9 protein-coding genes and 1 pseudogene are annotated in these 14,450 nt (G+C 56.0%); 4 read left to right on the top strand and 6 right to left on the bottom strand.

The features are described from left to right. The 4 genes and pseudogenes from GSQ80_RS05660 to GSQ80_RS05645 all read right to left on the bottom strand — a co-directional run. A pseudogene (locus GSQ80_RS05660) lies at window positions 1–1,551 on the bottom strand (alpha-amylase family protein); the annotation flags it as partial. 30 nt (window positions 1,552–1,581) lie between these two features. Next, entirely contained in the window at window positions 1,582–2,388 is an 807-nt protein-coding gene (locus GSQ80_RS05655) for a 6-phosphogluconolactonase (RefSeq protein WP_158786679.1), read from the bottom strand. A gap of 84 nt (window positions 2,389–2,472) precedes the next feature. After that, window positions 2,473–3,630: a hypothetical protein gene (locus tag GSQ80_RS05650; RefSeq protein ID WP_158786678.1), complete on the bottom strand. Its 1,158-nt coding sequence runs from the start codon at window positions 3,628–3,630 to the stop codon at window positions 2,473–2,475. A 1-nt stretch (window position 3,631) separates the two neighbouring features. Beyond that, entirely contained in the window at window positions 3,632–4,927 is a 1,296-nt protein-coding gene (locus tag GSQ80_RS05645; protein WP_158786677.1) for a hypothetical protein, read from the bottom strand. 250 nt (window positions 4,928–5,177) lie between these two features. Here GSQ80_RS05645 and GSQ80_RS05640 point away from each other — a divergent pair, with 250 nt between their 5' ends. Beyond that, complete coding sequence (locus GSQ80_RS05640; RefSeq protein ID WP_158786854.1) at window positions 5,178–6,884, top strand: MFS transporter; 1,707 nt, start codon at window positions 5,178–5,180, stop codon at window positions 6,882–6,884. Between the two features lie 4 nt (window positions 6,885–6,888). Here GSQ80_RS05640 and GSQ80_RS05635 read toward each other — a convergent pair whose 3' ends face one another. Beyond that, window positions 6,889–8,031 (bottom strand): N-acetylglucosamine-6-phosphate deacetylase, encoded by a 1,143-nt coding sequence (locus tag GSQ80_RS05635; protein WP_158786853.1) that lies wholly within the window; start codon window positions 8,029–8,031, stop codon window positions 6,889–6,891. Between the two features lie 143 nt (window positions 8,032–8,174). Here GSQ80_RS05635 and GSQ80_RS05630 point away from each other — a divergent pair, with 143 nt between their 5' ends. From GSQ80_RS05630 to GSQ80_RS05620, 3 genes are all read left to right on the top strand, one after another. Further along, window positions 8,175–10,169 carry an enterotoxin gene (locus tag GSQ80_RS05630; RefSeq protein ID WP_158786676.1) on the top strand — a complete coding sequence of 665 codons (1,995 nt, stop codon included), beginning with the start codon at window positions 8,175–8,177 and terminating at the stop codon, window positions 10,167–10,169. Between the two features lie 62 nt (window positions 10,170–10,231). Further along, on the top strand, window positions 10,232–11,707 hold the full coding sequence (locus tag GSQ80_RS05625) for an FAD-binding oxidoreductase (RefSeq protein WP_158786675.1): 1,476 nt from the start codon (window positions 10,232–10,234) through the stop codon (window positions 11,705–11,707). A gap of 38 nt (window positions 11,708–11,745) precedes the next feature. After that, on the top strand, window positions 11,746–12,918 hold the full coding sequence (locus GSQ80_RS05620; protein WP_158786674.1) for a beta-propeller fold lactonase family protein: 1,173 nt from the start codon (window positions 11,746–11,748) through the stop codon (window positions 12,916–12,918). On the opposite strand, the gene GSQ80_RS05615 is transcribed toward GSQ80_RS05620, so the two are convergent. Next, the gene (locus tag GSQ80_RS05615; RefSeq protein WP_254059462.1) at window positions 12,813–14,375 is read right to left on the bottom strand and encodes a PLP-dependent transferase; all 1,563 of its coding nucleotides are present in this window, start codon (window positions 14,373–14,375) and stop codon (window positions 12,813–12,815) included. The genes GSQ80_RS05620 and GSQ80_RS05615 overlap by 106 nt on opposite strands. Window positions 14,376–14,450: the final 75 nt, after the last annotated feature.

Below are 14,450 nucleotides of genomic sequence, written 5' to 3'. Positions count from 1 at the left end.
CCCGGGAACAGTTCGCACCCGCCTCCACTCGTCATAAGCGGCAACATTTCCGATCAGCAAAAGCGATCCGCCACCTGCAACAAAGGATTTCAACAAAGCGAGTTGCTCATCGGAGAGACATTCTGAGTTCGGCAGAATCACAACGTTGTAGCGACCTAGCTCGCGAAGGTTCTCGTCGAAGATCAGATCGAAGGGTATCGACCGCTGAATCAACGTCTGCTCTGCGAGCACAGTACATAGCTGCACCTGAGCGTTGTTGTAGGTCAGAGAGGCATATGGCCTGAAGATCGCAACATTGGCTACGCCTTCCGTACCTTCATAGCTATCCCTGTTCCTCAAATAAAACTCAAGATAGGTCTTCGTAACATCGGACAACGGCCCTGACCCGAGATATCCGATCGTCTGGTTGAACGTGAGACTTTCGCCCAGAGCGAGAGGATTGTTTTCGATATAGGTAATCAGTACATTCGAATAAGCTCGCGCAAGTTTATAACTGCGAACCCTAGTAATCAGTCGGCCATCTTCATGGAGTGCGGGGTCATTTCCTTCCTCGCTCCAGAACGAACGTGTATATTTCAGCAGTCGTGCGTGGTCAGTACCGGCGATCCAAGCATGATTTTGTCCCGTAATGCCTCCCGAATTGATTTCGAGGGCAACCTCCGGATTGAGCGAATGAATGAGGTCGTACATCTGCTTGAGAGCGTCCGCCATCTCCTGGCATCGGAAGTCGATCCATTCTTGAAATGCGGGATCTGAGACAATCTGCATCTTGGCTGGCGGATTCTCGTTGTTCCACTGAGGCGGATTGATAAAATCTACCCGCGAAAATCCGAACCTTTCTCTCAACTGCGCGGGTGTGTACTTCGCTCTCAAGCGATTTCTGAATCCAGTTACACATGCAGGACAGTGGCACGAGTCCGGTTCTGCGTTCAGACCAAAGTTATCGAAGTGAATGAAATCGGTTTTCACATCGACCACCGCGTATCGCACTATTTTTTTTAGATAGTCTAAGTACTTCTGATTACTGAAGCATGGGCAGTAGCGAAACGATTGCTCATAGCCGTAAGGAAGCAGGATCGGTAGTCCTGCCATATCGCGCTGTATCCACTCGGCGGCTGCCGGCTCTTCGCAAAAGAAGGCTTCGTACATCATCGAATTCCATTGGATATAGGTGTCGGCCTTCATTCCAAGACCGTGCGCAAACTCCACCGCCTTTCGAGTTTGTTCCATCTCCTCCTGTTCCGCTTCCATGCCGAAGCCTTTGTAGAGGTGTGTATGAAACACCTCTACCCCCTGCCGGTGCAGCTCGCGAATCAGCTCTTCACTTTGCTGATATGCGCAGGTCTCCTTGGCATCGAGCCGATGGCCGCCACGACGCACCATGAAGATGTACGGCTCATGGAACCCGCCGGCATCGACCAGGCCGTGGTTCATCCAGTTCCCTTGAACTTCGGAAGGAAGTGCGGGTATCGGCCGTTGACTTGCGGGGATTCGTGGAGTAGCCGCCGCCGCGACCATTCCTCCCAGGAAACTTCGGCGATTCACCTTCATCGTCTCTTCTCCCTCAACCGTGAACCTGTATCACTTATCTTGCATGCTGGATGGGAGGATATCCATGAGCTGGGACGAAGACTCGTCGTCCAGATAGACGGTGGCGTCCCGGTGTGTCTTTAGCAGAGTTGCTGGGCACGCATTGGACATCGATTCCTCGATGACCCGGCGCACGATATGCGCTTTGCGTATGCCTGGGACCGAGACAATCAGCTTTGGCGTGCGAATCAATGGCGGGATCGTTAAGGTAATCGCGCGAGCCGGAACATTTTCCACCGTTGCGAACCATCCCTCCGCCACCTGCTGTTCTCGACATGCCGCGTCCAGCGACACTAGCCGCACATCGACCGGGTCATCGAAACTGCAAAGGAACGGATCGTTGAAAGCGAGATGGCCATTCTCCCCAATGCCTAAGAGGCAGAGCCGTGGATTCGCCGCCCTCAGCTTGGCGGCATATTCTCCGCAGAACGAATCGACATCGGAGGAACTTCCGTCGATCTCGTGAAACTCCTTGATCGGTACTTTCTGTAAAAGCTCATCCCGAAGATATCGCCTGAAAGAAGCCGAGTGATCGGCCGAAAGGTTCTCATACTCGTCCATGTGAAAGCCAACGATATGTTTCCATGGCACATCCTCTATGCCCGTCAACGCCCGAAGCATCGCAAGCTGAGATGCGCCCGTGGCGAAGATTACACCCAGGTCTCCGCTCTGCATCACCCCGGCGCGCATTGCTTCTGCCGCCGCGAAGGCTGCTGCACTGCCTGCCGCCTCTCTGCTTTCATACACCTCGAACTTCAGCAAATCTACTTGAAATCGTATTGGCTCAGCATTGGACATCTTGAGAGTACCGCCATCAGCTTGGAGTGGATGCGAGAACAAAACTCAAAGTCCGCAACGTATCGGACTGGTAGATCACGACGCTCAGGGATAGAAGAGATAAAGCTTCGAAATTCGCTCGTTCTCTCCGAGGTACACCGTTCCTTTTTGGTCGGAGACAATCGCCCCCACCACATAAGCCTGCCATGTGTAATAAGGACGGCGATTCACATCCACGAAGCCGAGCAGATCATAAATACCGGCCGACGGATCAAACGAAAACATCCGCGCCATCTCCGGTGCATCTCCGCCTACGCCGTACAACTTACCGTTGGAACCACTCGCCAACCCAGCAATGTGATATTGATTCAGCGGTTTCCCTAGGTTCACGATCGTCAACTTCACCGGGTCGAGCCGAAATAGATAGCCATCGGACGTTCCGCCGTAAATCATGCCCGACTGATCAAGCAGAAATGCATCCACCTTCGTATAGGGTTCTCGACCTGGTATCGCGGGCAAGTGAATCGCCAACTTTTCGAGTGCGCCTGTAGCGATCGCAACCCGGTATATCGCTGCATCTTCTCCCGAGGCGAACACGTTACCGTCCGTATCAACGGTCAGCATGCGAGACATGGTCTTTTCATGTTCGAACTTCTCACCCGGTGGACGATTCCTGGCGAGGATGCCGAGATCAGTAAATTTATTGTCCGCGAGCGAAAATTTGAACAGGTGGGCATTCGGCTTCGTCAGTCCGTAGATGACATTTCGCTGTCGGTCAATCGTGAGCGCGGCGATGCTCTCCCCGGGAATTGCTGTGCCATGGTCTACCACCGTCAGCGGTCTACCAATCTCGATCTGAAGGTTATCCAGATCGCGCGGAACGTATTCGAGAAGATGTCCAGTGGGTGACGCACCCAGAAAAACAGTCCCGGCAGCCGAGATGACGACTGCTTGTGTGATCGCCTGCGCTCCTGGAATCACGCCGAGCGGGACGACGTATCCGTGCTGCGGGTTAATCATGAACAAGTGCGATCTGATGCCGCTGGTAGCTCCAAAGACGTCTCCGTTCGGCGCCACCGACAAGGACGTAATCCCCGATTCTCCATTCGGTATGAGGTCAACTGGGCTGTAACCCAAGTCACGAGCATCGATTCTAGTCTGGGGCACGACGACGTAATCGTAGGCCGGATCGCGCTGTCCCTCAGCACCGATCGCCGATGAGAGCACGAGCACGAACAGAAGAGTTGATAAGAGCAACCTCATCTCAGTTCCCTGCTTTCGGATGATAGATAAACAGAGCTAGACGATAAGGCGTATCACCGATCATCCCCGCGCTTTGACCTTGCTCGCCCGAGATATTTTTCACGCCGATCGCGCCAACAAAGTAGATCGTCCCATCGGGTCCAGTGGTCGCTGCGTTTGTGCCGAGTACAGGCCTGCCATCGGGGAGATGCATCTCGCCAAGATCTTGCAGCTTTCCAGTATGCAAGTCGTATGTCATCAAGTGAGAAGCCTTGCCAGCCTCCCCACTACCGCCGTAATCGAATTCCTTTTCGGCCGCCGCATAATACAGCTTTCGATCATGCCCCAATGTCAGGCTCAGCGTCGCGTACGGAACATACCTCTTGTCTGCGAGGCCCGGCATCGCCATCTGTCCCAGACGCTTGATCGCCTGGTTGGGGGGGGCGGTGGGATTGAACGAAAACAATGCGGTCTCGCTTTCATCCAACCCGTAAAACATCTTGGTCTCGTGATCCCAGAGCACGACTCGCCACGCACTCTCCGACTTTCCATAATCACGGCCTAAAGAAATTCCCTTTTGCCGGATCGGCAACTGCTCCGTCAGTTCCGTGATGGCGTCGGTAGCCGGCGAATATTTATAAATATGACCCTGCCCAAAGCTCCCATAGACATTCCCGTCCTCATCGATACCAAGCGTGCGGCAGATCGAATCCCAGTTGTTCACTCTGCCCTCATCCACCTTCGCACCGCTTGCGACGTCGTAGTACACAAAGTGTCCGCGCGGATGAGTCAGCCCATAGATTCGGTTGTACTTCGGATCATAGGCACCCGTGTTCATCCCCTCAAAGCGAGGCCCAATCCCAAAGTCTTGCATCGTGCCTGTACGCGGATCATAGGCCATGTAGTGCGACCCTGGATAACCCTCTGGCGTTGCGTATCTCGAGTAATCGAACCAGAGTCCGGCATGCGTTGCAAAGTAGATGCGTCCATCCCTGCCCTCACCGAACTTCGCATGGATTTTCGATTGAGGCCCAATGGCGAGACCGCTTTGACCGGTGAGTTTGTTCAGGTCGCCTACATCCACCATCCGGTCCGCCTTCGAATCGAAATAAACAAGGTGGCCATCGCAGCCATGACACGCCAAACCGACGTACACCTTTCCGTCAGAAGCCGCGAGCAGCGCCGCCCAATTCCCGTCCATCTCCGCCAACCCGGGAAACGTTTTGTACTCCACCGTCACGGTGGGCTCGACCGCGCGCGCCGCCGTTCCGAGCAGGATACAAGTCGGCAGGACCAACGGCAGCCACGTGGATTTCATAGTTCTGCGGATTCGGAGCATACTACCCTTCCGTCATTTCTGGAAAATTGCGGGCTCACTCGAAACAAAAGAATCTATTTCGAAACATCCTAGCACGAGAACAGGAAGTACCCTGCAAAATAAGGTATCCGTTAGCAACTGCCTGTTTTCGCCAGTCGTGAGCCGTAGGCGTCTCGTTTCCTCTTGTACTTTTCTGTTACCTTTGCTTGTTACCATCCGACTTATTCAGTAAAGCTTGGAGGGCATCCGCATGAAAATACCCAGACTCAGCCCCACAGCCTATGGTGTTTTTCTGACTATCGTCGCGGGCTTTGGCGGGCTTCTTTACGGGGTCGACCTCGGTGTAATCGCCGCTGCCCTTCTGTATCTCGGTAAAACAGTAAACCTCACGTTGACCCAAACTTCGGCCATCGTCGCCGCGGTGCTCGGCGGCAGCATGGTGTCTTCTCTAATTGCAGGCCTGCTGGCTGACTGGCTTGGGCGTAAGCGCATCATGATCGCCAGCAGCGTGATGTTTGTCGGTAGCGTTGGGTTGATTGTCTTATCCCAGGGATTCAAGCTTCTGTTACTGGGGAGGTTGCTGCAGGGGATGAGCGGCGGCATGATCGCGGTCGTCATTCCGCTCTACCTGGCGGAATGCCTTGGCGCAAAAAGCAGGGGGCGCGGCACGGCGATTTTTCAACTGCTTCTCACCTTCGGCATCGTGGTCGCGTCCATCGCGGGGCTTTTCTACACGCGTGCGGCAGAAGCATCGATCGCCGCAGCAGCGGGCAATCACGCGCTGATCCTTGCTGCCGAGAATCATGCTTGGCGCGGCATGTTTCTCGTGACGATTTATCCGGGCCTGTTTTTCTTCGCGGGCACGCTTTTGCTCGTCGAGTCACCGCGCTGGCTCTTTCGTGTGGGCCGTAATGTCGAAGCCCAACAGGCTCTCCGCCGCCTTGTTCCTGCCACCGAAGCCGATCTCCAGTGGGAGGAGATGCAGGCCATCGCCGCTGAGAACAACCAAAAGACCCAAGGTCACGCACACGATTCCCTAGTACGTAGAAAATATGTCGTTCCGTTTTTGCTGGCGTGCCTTGTTCTCGCCTGCACGCAGGCCACCGGAATCAACTCAGTCCTTGGTTTTTTGGTGGTGATTCTGAAGCAGGCCGGCATGAGTCCCGCACGGGCAACGCAAGGCGACCTCGCCGTGAAAGTGGTCCATTGCCTCGTCACCATTGTCGCCGTGGTCCTCGTCGATAGAAAAGGGCGGCGTTTTCTGCTGAGATTAGGGACAGGCGGACTCGTGGTTTCGCTCTTGTTTTCCGCGGCTCTATTCCATTCGTTCGAATCGCAACGGCTCGACGTCAAAGGGCCCTTGCAAGCAGCAGTTGTGAACGATGCACTTCACCTAGCGCTGGATCCAGGCCGCTTCGGCGCAGCTCATGCCGGTCGAAGCAACGTCCTCACAGTCCTCTACTCGTACGGACATGGTTCTAAAGTGGCCACCGCCCTCGACACCGATCCAGTCCATCGATTGACCATCGCTCCCGAAGGCAAGGAAGTTGGATCCCCGCTCATCATCCAGCGGGCATATTACGGCCCGGTTGCGTCCGAATCCGTCGGTTGGCTAATTACGCTTTGCATGGGAATGTTTGTGTCCTTCTTTGCGATCGGCCCAGGAGTCGTTGTCTGGCTGATGCTGTCCGAGTTGATGCCAACTCGCATTCGCTCCACTGGGATGGGCATCGCTCTTTTGATTAACCAGGGAGTGTCTACCGCCATTGCAGCGGTGTTCCTTCCCGTTGTCGGTAACTACGGATTCTACGCAATCTTTCTATTCTGGGCTGCTTGCACGATCATTTACTTCATCACAGCAACATTCCTTCTTCCCGAAACGAAAGGACGGACGCTCGAAGAGATTGAACTACACTTCGAGCGTGCGAACAGCGAGGGAGTGGCGAGCGCCTCCTGAGCTGCTAATTTTCGATCGGAACCGCGCGACCGCCCTGCATCACGCTTTCGATGTGCATAGTGTGCGACGTATCATCGATCCTGAATCGGATCAAATCAGCGCGCGCGCCGACCTCGAGTAAGCCCCTGCGATTCGTAAATCGTCCCGGATTCACTGTAGCCATCGACAGGGCGTCCGCGAGCGAGATGCCAGTCGCTGCGCAAACATGACCGACTCCTTCTTTCAAGGGCAGCGTGGCTCCAGCAAGATAGCCCGATCCTACAAGTCCTAGCCGGCCATTCGTCTCCAGTTCAACCCGTCCACCGACGGGTGTCGTGTAAATGCCAGGCGGCATGCCCGCGATGGCTACCGTGTCGGAAACGAGAATGGATCTGGCCACGCCCTTCGCTCGTATAAACGTCTTCAGCGCGTCCGCGGGAAGATGGTGGCCGTCAGCGATCATCGCGGCTGACAGGCGGTCATCCGCCAGCTGCGTCCAGATTGCATTTCGGTGACGATCAATCGATGCCGCTATCCCATTGCCTAGATGCGTCGATAATCTCGCTCCTGCGTCCACGGCACTTCGGATTTGCTCCGGCTCAGCATGCGTGTGCCCCAGCGCCACTACTACGCCGCGTTTTGTTACCGCGGCAATGTAGTTTTCAACTCCGGAGAAATGCGGAGACAGCGTAATCATGCCTACCAGCCCTCCGGACGCGTCCTGCCAGCGGAGGAACTCCGCAAGCTCCGGTGGCCGAACGTCAGCCGTTCGATGCGCCCCCCGAAATCCATCCGTATCGCTTATGTGTGGTCCTTCAAGATGGACAAATGGAATCGTCTCGGCCACAACCTTGCTCAAGCGCCTTGCCTGGGCAACAGCCCGCAGAGCAGACGTGATTCTTTGCTCGGAAGACGTAATGATCGTTGGCAAATAAGTGGTGACCCCAAGGGCAAGCATCTTCTTTGTGAGCTCAACCACCGTTTGAGGTTCCAAACCCTCGGCATTCAGATCAGCGCCGCCATATCCATTCACCTGCATATCGATCAGCCCGGCGCTTAGCCACGCTGCATCGTCGTGTTTCGCCTCGCAGACGGAAACGATGACCCCATCCTGTACGATGATTTCGAGCGACATCCCGTCGCTTGGGTTTCTCCCGGTGATGCGCATCTTCAACTCCGGTAGCAGATTGCTCTGCCTCAATCGCGACGACGGATCCGCGTCCATTTCAAGCTGCAATCGTCGCTAACGCATGCTATAACATATCCATTGTTTTATATTGTTTTCTTTCGGATCGGGAAAGGTGGGCACCCGTGGCCAGGCGAACGCCTCTATATCGTCTATCTGTCGCCGCCCTCTTGCTTTCGCAGCCTTCTCTCGCACAGCAGCCTAACAATATCCCCACCACTGCGGCTGTCAGGCACGAGGAGACTTTTGGAAACGGCACAATCGCCGCCACATTCAAGATCGTAGACGGCCACCTCCAGATACTTGCCGTGGAAGATCGATCGGACCATACCTCCCTGCAGCTCAACCAGGCTTTCGTTCTAGTTTTGAAGGATGGACGCGAAATTCCCTCGTCCTCCATGCAAGTCCAGCACGCTCTCGCAGTGACCGAATTACTGCCCGACAATAAGACCGCCCGGGCCGCAGCCGACAAGCCTGGCCACCAGGTTTGCGCCGACCTCTCAGAAGCTCACCTTGCTGGAACCATCCATTGGTGCATGATCTCTCGTGAAGGATCCTCCTATCTACGACAAGAGGTGACGATCACCTCGCCCAGCGAGGCACTCCCGTTGACGGACGTACAGCTTTTTCGTTTTCACGATCCCGCAGCCCAGGTAATCGGCGTCGTGCCCGGGTCCCCCATCACCTCCGGGAATTTCTTCCTTGGGTTTGAGCACCCCTCCTCTTATAGTTCCATCACAAACGGTGACGTAGTGTCCGGGCTGCGGAGGACACTGCCACTCGGGCCAGGTCAGTCCATCACCTACTCTTCCGTCATAGGCGTCGCCCGCCCCGGCCAGATGAGACGCGATTTCCTGGCCTATATCGAGCAGGAGCGAGCGCATCCTTACCGCACCTTCCTGCATTACAACACTTGGTACGATCTTGGTTACGGCGAGCGCTACGATGCTGAAGGCGTTCTCAATCGGATGAACGCTTTCGGAGAAGAACTCGTGCACCGACGTGGTGTGCGTATGGATTCCTTCTTGCTTGACGATGGTTGGGACAATACTCACTCGGGATGGGAGATGAACAGCGGTTTTCCGAGCGGCTTCGCTCCGTTGAAGTCAACAGCAGCCAAATACGGCTTTGGCATCGGCGTTTGGATGTCTCCCTGGGGCGGCTATCAAAAGGAAAAGGACGAGCGGATCGCTTACGGCAAAGCACATGGCTACGAGATCGTTGACGGCGGATACGCGCTCTCAGGACCGCACTACTACAATACCTTCGAAGCTACCTGCTCGAGTTTCATTCGTAACGCCGGAGTCAATCAATTCAAATTCGATGGCACAGGCAATGCCGGCCAGGTATTCCCGGGAAGCCTCTTCGATAGCGACTTCGCAGCAGCGATTCATCTCATCCTGCACCTGCGTGCGCAGGATCCCAATGTCTACATCAACCTGACAACAGGAACCAAACCGTCGCCCTTCTGGCTGCGTTATGTAGATTCCATCTGGCGCTCAGGAGAAGATAACGACTTCACCGGAGAAGGTTCCTGGCGACAGCGATGGATCACCTATCGCGATGCCCAGACCTACCAAAATATTGTGCAAGGGGGACCACTCTTTCCATTGAATTCCGTCATGCTGCATGGTCTCATCTATGCTCAAAAGGCCGAACACCTTTCCGATGATCCCAACCACGACTTTGCCGCCGAGGTGCACTCCTACTTCGGGAGCGGCACACAGCTGCAGGAGATGTACATCACACCTTCCCTGCTTTCCGACTCGGATTGGGACATTCTTGCCGAAAGCGCGAAATGGTCCCGCCGGAATGCTTCTATACTCCGCGACACTCACTGGCTGGGAGGGGATCCCGGCAAAGGAGAGGTATATGGTTGGGCGTCCTGGAACACCGGCGCCGGCATCCTGGTATTGCGTAATCCTTCGGCCCACACGCAGCGTGTCGCTATCGATGCCCAGGGCGCTTTCGAGCTTCCTCCCGAGGCCAGGCAATCGTATAGGATGCACAGCCCTTGGGCAGGCGACACATCCAAGCCCTCCGTGACGCTCCGAACCCATCACCCTCATACCTTCGAACTACAGCCCTTCGAGGTGCTTACGCTACAGTCGATGAAGTGATAGGCGCGGCGGCTAACCAAAATAGAAACTAGAGCCAAGAACAACAGTCTGGAGATACAGTGTTGGCAAACCCGGTCATCGTCGATCGAAGTGACCCACGCTTCGATACGCTCAAACGCGGTAACAACCTCCGCTTCCCCGCAGGCGATGCCGAAGCTCCTGACCGCATCATCCTATGCAGCGATTCTGCGGAGATTGCGGGCGCCCTCCAGCGCGTGGTCACCGCTGGCATGCGGCCGACCATACGCAGCGGCGGCCACTGCTACGAAGACTTTGTTGCAAACAATCCGCACGGCGCCATCATCGATGTCTCCCTGCACAACAACGTGGATGCCGCCTCGCCCAGCGGCCCCTATCGTATCGCAGCTGGAGCTAAGTTAGGCGACGTCTATCAGACCCTCTACAAGAAATTTAATAGGACGCTTCCAGCTGGGACCTGCTATATGGTTGGCGCCGGCGGTCACATCTCCGGCGGCGGCTACGGCCTGCTTGCCCGTCAACATGGGCTCACCGTCGATTGGGTTTCCGCCCTGAAGGTTCTAACCGTTGACGGCCACGGTAAGGTCGTTGAGCACAGGGTCGATCGATCACACGACCCTGACCTCTTCCGTGCCTGCCTCGGCGCAGGCGGTGGAAGCTTCGGAATCGTGACCGACTTCTATTTCGAAAAGCTGCCCGCAGCGCCACGCGAAGTTGCCGAGGCCAACTTGCACTTCCCCTGGGCCAGCCTTACCGCTGACGGCTTGTTTCGCATTCTCTCCGTCTATGGTGAGTACTGGAATACGCGCGGGCGCGACTTCGCAACCTGGGGTCTTGCCGCGGTCCTCACGATCGGTCCTCGACACCCCGGCAACGCGATCAACATCTCGCTACAGTACTGCAATGCAGAAGGCAATGCCGGAAATGGCGCAATTCTTCAGGAATTCATCAATCGCTTCGCCGCACTCAATCCAGCAATTCACGAGCAAGGATTAAAGGTCCAAGGTGTGACTCGACGTCCATGGCTGGAAGCCACGCTCGACGGCAGCGACTCCGGCGACCCCGCACGCGCCAAATATAAGTCCACATACATGAAAATGCCTTTCACCCGAGCTGAGTCCGACACCCTTTACCTCTATCTCACCTCGAAAGATATCGACGCTCATGGCTTTGTCCTCGAGATAGATGGATTCGGTGGCGCAGCCAATACTCCAGCCCGCGCGGGCGACACTTCGATTGTCCAGCGTTCTTCCATCATGAAGCTGCAATGGCAATGCTATTGGGAAGACGAGGCGGAGGACGCGGACCGCCTAAAGTTCATGGATGATTTCTACACGCGCATGTACACCGGTCCTCACGTTCCCCCCGAATTTCAAGGCACTCCCTTCGGCGATCGATATGAGGGTTGCTACATCAACTATCCGGATGCCGACATGCTTCGGTACAGCTATTGGCCCGAGCTTTACTACGGCAGGACCGGCCTCTATCCATTTCTCCAAGCGGTTAAGCGTCGCTACGACCCAAATAACATCTTCCATAGTTCGATGAGCATTCGGTGATAACAGCACTCTCCGAAAGAAAACCAGCGAGGATCCGCATGCATTCGACAACAAAATGGAGCCGCCGCACCTTTCTCTCCACGTCGGGTTTCGTTTCTGCCTCGGCCTTGATTCCGCCGTGGTGCCGCGCTAACCCGACCAACTCCCGCGAAATCGCCGCTCAATCTTATCTGGTGTGCACCCTGTCGCATGATGCAGAAGATGCCTCCCATCCCACGTTGCACGCGTACGTCGTTGAAAACGGCAATTGCCGAAAGCTTGCCAGCATGCAGAGCGACAATGCCATCGGTGCGGTCGCCATCCACCCTCGTCATAGGTTTGTGTACGTCGCTCATGACACCGCAAGTTATCTCAACCTTCCTGGAGCAAGCGTTTCGTCCTTTGCCCTCGATGAGTTCAGCGGCGAATTCGTCCAAATCAGCCGCGAGCCGCTGAGTCTATCGGCAACCCACCCCAGGCACATGGCGATATCTCCCGATGGAAGAATCCTATTCGTGTCAGCCACCGGCGGCGGCGCGTACAACGCACTGTTGATTGCCCCCGATGGGCGCATCCTCCCTCACCCGCGCGTCCTCAAACTAGCCCGCTGTGGCCCCCACCCTCTTCAATCGTCGGCGAGTCCCTTCTTTGCCTCTTTTACTCGCTCAGGCCGAGTCGCTTATGCCTGTGACTTCGGCGGCGATTGCGTCGACCGCCTGCGATTCGCAGAGAACATTCCGAGCATCGAAAGCACTCTTCGTCTCGCACCGGGTACCGGCCCGGTTCACCTGGCCATTCATCCGTCGCAACGACTTCTCACAGTCGTCGGCAGCCTCCGCCCCACCCTGACCCTCGTCGAGACAGACGCACGGACCGAGGCACTGAGCAGGATTACGCAGCAGATTACGCTCCCTGTAGCTGCGTTGGAAGCTGCTTCCTTCAGCCCTTCCGGCCATGAACTCTCCGTCGCAGGACGCACGAAAGCCCGCGAGCGGATGCTCCTTACGTTTGAAGTCAATGCCGCGTCACTTACCGTCAAGCAGACAGGAGCGGAATACAATTCGCACGGCACCAACCCGCACGACGGACCGACACCATACGGCTCCGCGTTTCCTCAGACTCGGCGCTACAGCCTGGTTGCAACAAATGTCCCTGCGCCGTACTCGCCCATGGTGACCTCTCCGGAGAACGTGTTACCGGCACACTTCCCGACAAAAACGTACGGCAAATAATAGCCGCTAGGTCGCATCATGCTTCGCAACGTAACGTGATCCGCTTCGACCTTGCCGCGGATCGCTGCCTGGAAGACTTCGCCTTTATGCTCTCCTGTTAAGCTGTCTCCAATCTGGCGCAAAATAAACTGCTGTTGTCCCACGCCGCGCACGTACTCAATGGAAACGTTCCAGGTTCCGGCAAGGTCTGCCATTGGCCCCGAAAATTGAGAAAGACTTGCAATGTCGCCTGGGTGCCGCAAATATCGACCGACAACTTCTGCGACGACAAGATGATCACCCGGCTGCATCATGTAGGGCATGATCTCAATCGACGAGTTCATCGCGTCGGGCCGATGGCCTTCCCCGCCGCCGACCGCAATCCGCGGCGTACCCCTATCCAGCTTCTCGGCAAGTTCCGTTCCAGTGATGCCGACGGCTCGGCCATCCCAGCGGATCGTCAGCACGGGCGCACGATTGGAGAGGTCCTCGCCAGGTATCTCGATGTGCGTCGTAAGGGTCGGAATGTCCTGCAACGCGCGTGCAATGTCCTTGTCCCAAGCCAGCCACTGCCTTTGTTCCGCCTCGTGATCACGCTTGTACCATTGCCGCACAGCAGCGAGCATTCCCATCGCTTCTTCTTTGCCGACCTTCAGGGCGCGACCCCAGTTATGGTGCGGAGCGGCATTCCAAAAAGCTGCCGCGCACAAATCCTTAGGCCCCAATAGCACCCCGGCCGCCTGCGGCCCACGCATGCACTTCCCACCTGAATATCCAACAAAGGTCGCACCCGCCGCGAGGTGAATGTTAGGGACTACCGGCTCCTCTGCCGCTGCATCGACAAAGACCGGAACACCCTTTTCTTTAGCGATCGCGCAGATCGTACGAATGGACAGAGGCTCTTTGAAAGCTCGCGGTCCAGACATCACATAAATCATCGCGGTCTTGGTTGTGATTTTGGTCCGCAGGTCATCGTCGCTCTCTACTTCAAGGATCTCAGGGCCGCACATCCGTACACCGAAGTCATAAGGGTTGCGGGAATACTTGGGAATGATCACCTGGCGATGCTGAGCGATATAGGGCATCGACTGGGCGAACTCAGGATCAGTTCCGCAGATGCAGGCCACCGTAGCTAACGCAATCGCTGCCTCGCATCCAGTAGTTACGATAGCCATCGGCGCGCCCATATGTTTGGCGATCTCCGCGCCGACTGCTGGCATCAGTTCGTCCAAATGGACAAAGTAGTTGGAAGCCTCGAACATCGCTTCTTTTACTTCGGGCAACGATTGGGAGCCGGAGATAATGGTGTACGTGCCACGCGCATTCAAGATAGGCCGCACGCCGACGTGCGTATAAAGATTTTCTGAGGCGGTTCCGCTTTCGACCAACTGCTTCTTGCCGTCAGCCTGAGTGCGTTTTGCAAAGGCAGGCAGCGGCGCCATCGCTGCCGACGCGGAGATAAAGCCGAATCGCTTCAAAGCCTCTCGTCTGGACCACAGGTTCTTCGCAAAAAACGTCATAACCTCTTGCACCTTCAGAAAGGCAGAGTCGCG

This window comes from Granulicella sp. L46, from assembly GCF_009765785.1.
Lineage (GTDB): Bacteria > Acidobacteriota > Terriglobia > Terriglobales > Acidobacteriaceae > Granulicella.
The sequence above is the reverse complement of the archived record's forward strand: the minus strand, read 5'-3'. Positions and strand labels throughout refer to the sequence as shown.

Excerpts from the sequence above, each read along its gene's own strand:
- GSQ80_RS05645 (WP_158786677.1), bottom strand. The coding sequence starts at position 4,927 with ATGAAATCCACGTGGCTGCCGTTGGTCCTGCCGACTTGTATCCTGCTC.
- GSQ80_RS05655 (WP_158786679.1), bottom strand. The coding sequence starts at position 2,388 with ATGTCCAATGCTGAGCCAATACGATTTCAAGTAGATTTGCTGAAGTTC.
- GSQ80_RS05620 (WP_158786674.1), top strand. The coding sequence starts at position 11,746 with ATGCATTCGACAACAAAATGGAGCCGCCGCACCTTTCTCTCCACGTCG.
- GSQ80_RS05650 (WP_158786678.1), bottom strand. The coding sequence starts at position 3,630 with ATGAGGTTGCTCTTATCAACTCTTCTGTTCGTGCTCGTGCTCTCATCG.
- GSQ80_RS05640 (WP_158786854.1), top strand. The coding sequence starts at position 5,178 with ATGAAAATACCCAGACTCAGCCCCACAGCCTATGGTGTTTTTCTGACT.
- GSQ80_RS05635 (WP_158786853.1), bottom strand. The coding sequence starts at position 8,031 with ATGCGCATCACCGGGAGAAACCCAAGCGACGGGATGTCGCTCGAAATC.